4 protein-coding genes and 1 pseudogene are annotated in these 3,901 nt (G+C 65.0%); all 5 read left to right on the forward strand.

What is annotated here, in order from left to right; all coding sequences use genetic code 11:
* Window positions 1-571: 571 nt before the first annotated feature.
* Window positions 572-1,501 carry an LLM class F420-dependent oxidoreductase gene (locus tag VNW74_RS20710; protein WP_325680241.1) on the forward strand — a complete coding sequence of 310 codons (930 nt, stop codon included), beginning with the start codon at window positions 572-574 and terminating at the stop codon, window positions 1,499-1,501.
* 47 nt (window positions 1,502-1,548) lie between these two features.
* Entirely contained in the window at window positions 1,549-2,076 is a 528-nt protein-coding gene (locus VNW74_RS20715; protein WP_325680243.1) for a hypothetical protein, read from the forward strand.
* A 61-nt stretch (window positions 2,077-2,137) separates the two neighbouring features.
* Window positions 2,138-2,575 carry a hypothetical protein gene (locus tag VNW74_RS20720; RefSeq protein WP_325680245.1) on the forward strand — a complete coding sequence of 146 codons (438 nt, stop codon included), beginning with the start codon at window positions 2,138-2,140 and terminating at the stop codon, window positions 2,573-2,575.
* Between the two features lie 45 nt (window positions 2,576-2,620).
* Window positions 2,621-3,088 carry a hypothetical protein gene (locus tag VNW74_RS20725; protein ID WP_325680247.1) on the forward strand — a complete coding sequence of 156 codons (468 nt, stop codon included), beginning with the start codon at window positions 2,621-2,623 and terminating at the stop codon, window positions 3,086-3,088.
* Window positions 3,089-3,265: 177 nt separating this feature from the next.
* Window positions 3,266-3,901, forward strand: a pseudogene (locus VNW74_RS20730) (FeS-binding protein); the annotation flags it as partial.

Genomic DNA, 3,901 nt, shown 5'->3' on the forward strand with positions numbered 1-3,901 from the left:
GCTTGGAGACCGTTGCGAAGTCCGGTGCCGGAGCCGCATCGGGCGCCGGCGACGCAGGCGCAGGCGCAGGCGCCGAATGTCGCGTCGGCGTCGGCGCGGGAACCGTAACTGCCGCCGGCGTTGCCTGCACGCGGTCCCTCACCGCTGTGTGCGCTGCATAGCCACACGAGGAAGCCGCCGCGAGGGCAAGCAAGACAATTCCAACAGCAATTGCTTTTCGCACAGATGGCACCGTCCCTTGCTTGTACTCCTCGATGCCACTCGACCCGCACCGGAACTCTGTTGCGGTCATGTCGTCGCCGTGAATATGGCCCTGCTGCAGTCATGAGCATCGCTCACGCCAACATCGTGTCACCACTAGCCAGCCAGCATGCGCCAAATCAACCAGTCCGCAGTCAGTCGGCAGCAGAGCTTGCCGCAACTTGAACCAACCACGACGTCCAACGTTCTGACCGGGGTGTTTGTCGAGCAACCAACGCAGCTTGAGGATGCAAACGCCCAAGTAGTCTCGTCAGCGTCGAGAAGGTCGACACCTTCAAGCCACCCGGTAGTCCGGCATAGGCTGGCGCTCGTGGACTTTCGGGTGTTCGTTGAACCGCAGCAGGGCGCCAGTTACTCCGACCAGCTTGCCGTCGCACAGACCGCCGAATCGTTGGGATTTTCCGCGTTCTTCCGCTCCGACCACTATGTGGCGATGAGCGGCGATGGACTGCCCGGGCCGACGGACTCCTGGGTGACGCTGGGCGGCATCGCCCGCGAGACGTCATCGATCCGGTTGGGCACGCTGGTCACGTCGGCAACATTCCGCCATCCTGGCCCGTTGGCCATTTCCGTCGCCCAGGTCGACGAGATGAGCGGCGGGCGAGTCGAATTCGGAATCGGTACCGGCTGGTTCGAGCGGGAGCATACGGCCTATGCCATCCCGTTCCCACCGCTGCGCGAGCGATTCGCCCGGCTCACCGAACAGCTCGAATTGATCACCGGGCTGTGGACCTCCCCGGTCGGAGAGACGTTCGACTATGCCGGCGCTCATTACGCGGTCAACGACTCGCCCGCTCTGCCGAAGCCAGTGCAGCGGCCCCATCCGCCGATCATCATCGGCGGGATGGGCGCCAACCGGACGCCATCGCTGGCCGCGACGTTCGCCGACGAGTTCAACGTGCCGTTCGCCTCGTTGGACACCATCAAAACCCAACTCGAGCGGGTCCACCAAGCGGTCGATGCCGTCGGCCGGCCCACCGACTCGATGACGTATTCCGCGGCATTTGTGGTGTGTGCCGGACGTGACGACGCGGAGATCGGCCGCCGCGCCGCCGCCATCGGGCGCGAGCTCGACGAGCTGCGGTCCAATTCGCCGCTGGTGGGCACACCGAACGAGATTGTGGAACAGCTCGGACCATTCGCGGACATCGGCGTGCAGCGGGTATATCTGCAACTGCTGGACCTGTCCGACCTCGAGCACCTGCAACTTTTCGCCGACGAGGTGAATCGCCAGCTCTGACGGCGCTGCAAACCGACTCGTCCGCCGGATGTCAGTAGCATCGGGGCGTGACAGGCGGCGGTCTTCATGGGCCTCCCGACGACCCGAGCAATCGGCCGACTCGGATGGCCAGTTACAGCGCGGACGACATGCAGCCGCCGGATTCCGACGACAACCCGGATTACTCCGAGTCACCCGAACCGGAATCACCGCCGGCTCCCTGGTATCGGAATCGGTTGTTGCTGGCCGTCTGGGCCACGATGGTCGCGATCCTGGTTGTCCTGATCATCTACGGGCTCATTCAGCTCTCCCACGGCAGCGGCGGCGGTCCGTCCACAACCACGCCGTCAACGACTCCCACGCGGTCGTCGACACCCACGCGATCATCGACACCCACCCCGTCCACGACGACCACCACTCCGCCACCACCGCCGTCTTCGACACCCGAAGAGGAGCAGCCGCCGGAGGGCAACTCCCCGCCACCCGCCGGGTCCCCGCCTCCTGCCGAACCGCCGCGGCATCACCACCATCTCCCACACATCCCGTCGACGATCACGTTGCCGCACACCGTGATTACCCTGCCGCCCGGTTTTTGAGGCGCGGTCGCTCCGGGCTCGGTGGCGAAGCCGCCAGCGTGCACCGCTAGGATCGGCGCCCGTGACCGGTTACGGACCTCCAGACGACCCAAGCGAAGCGCCGACCGGCCAGTACAGCTACGGGGACTACGGTGACGACGGGCAACAGCACCCCGAACCCGGGTCCACGCCGTGGCATCGCAAGCCCGCCGTTCTGATCGGTTTGGGCGCGGTGGCCGCGATCCTGATCGCATTGGTGATCTTTGGAATCGTCGAGCTGACCAAAGGCGGCAGCGGCTCCACCTCCCCCGCGACCTCGTCGACGACACCAGCGGTCACTACGACCACGACCACGCCGGCGACGACCACGCCGTCCTCCAGCAGCGCAACGACCACTGAGCCTGCCGCTCCCGCTCCGACGTCCACGCTGACCACCACACCGACGACAACGGCGCCCGCCACCACCGCACCGCCCAGCACGAGCATCGACGACGGGCACCATCATCACCATCACTTCTAAGACGGCGGTATGCCGTAACGGCGCCCATCGGTAGGATCTGACTACGTGGGGGGCAGCGGACCACCATTCGACGTCGACGGTTACTCAACGCGCGACTTGAGCCTCGGCGGGAGCCGTGGCGAGTCGTTCAGTACCGACGAGACACCCCGGCCCTGGTTCCTCAAACCGTGGGTACTGGCGCTGTGGGGCCTTACGGTGCTGCTGCTGATCGCCACGATCATCTACGGCCTGGTCATCCTGGCCACCGGCAACGGCGGCGGCCCACCAGTCACTACGCGGCCGTCGACCACTAGACCGTCGTCAAGCACCCCGGCCCGGACAACCGCGCCGTCGTCGACCCTGCCGACCACCATTGTTCCTACGCCGCCCGAGACGACGACACCGGAGCTCATACCGCCGGAGAGCACCCAACAGTGGACGCCGCAGCAACGTCGTCATCACCACTGGTGGAACGGCAACGTGCCGCAGATACCCGGATTACCCCCGATCAACGTCCCGGGGCTGACCCCCTAGCCGTCCGGGCACCCTGGTTGCGCAGCAAGGTTAGGGCAGCCTTCGTCGCGGTCAACCCCGCAAAGATGTCACTATGAGCAGGCCTACGCAGCTTGAGCAGGTGCGGTAGCTAAGTTACCCGCTAGTAACATGGACTTAGTTACCGCTCAGTAGCAAGCAGAATTGGGGAGACGCTCCGTGCAGACGCAGACGCTGATCAGACTGGTAGTGGGCTTAGGCATGACCGCCATCGTCGGCGTGTTCGCCCTGCGCCGCGTGGGTTGGCTGGTCAAACTCACGCTCTCGGGCCAACAGGTCAGCGGTCGCACCGACGACATCGGCACGCGGGTGTGGACGCAGATCACCGAGGTGCTTGGCCAACGCAAGCTGCTGAAATGGTCGATCCCCGGTGTGGCGCACTTCTTCACGATGTGGGGCTTCATCATCCTGCTCACGGTCTACATCGAGGCCTACGGATTGCTGTTCCAGCCGAACTTTCACATCCCGATCATCGGGCGCTGGGACGCGCTGGGCTTCCTACAGGACTTCTTCGCGACCGCCGTATTCCTGGGCATCGCCACCTTCGCGATCATCCGTCTCACGCGCAGCCCACGGGAGATCGGACGTTCCTCACGGTTCTACGGCTCACACAGCGGCGGGGCGTGGCTGATCCTGTTCATGATCTTCAACGTGATCTGGACCTACGTGCTGGTTCGCGGGTCCGCGGTCAACAACGGCACCCTTCCTTACGGCAAGGGCGCGTTCCTCTCCCAGCTATTCGGCGCGATCCTCAAGCCGCTCGGCCACACCGGCAACGAAGTTCTGGAAACGGTG

The organism is Mycobacterium sp. (assembly GCF_035570115.1).
GTDB lineage: Bacteria > Actinomycetota > Actinomycetes > Mycobacteriales > Mycobacteriaceae > Mycobacterium.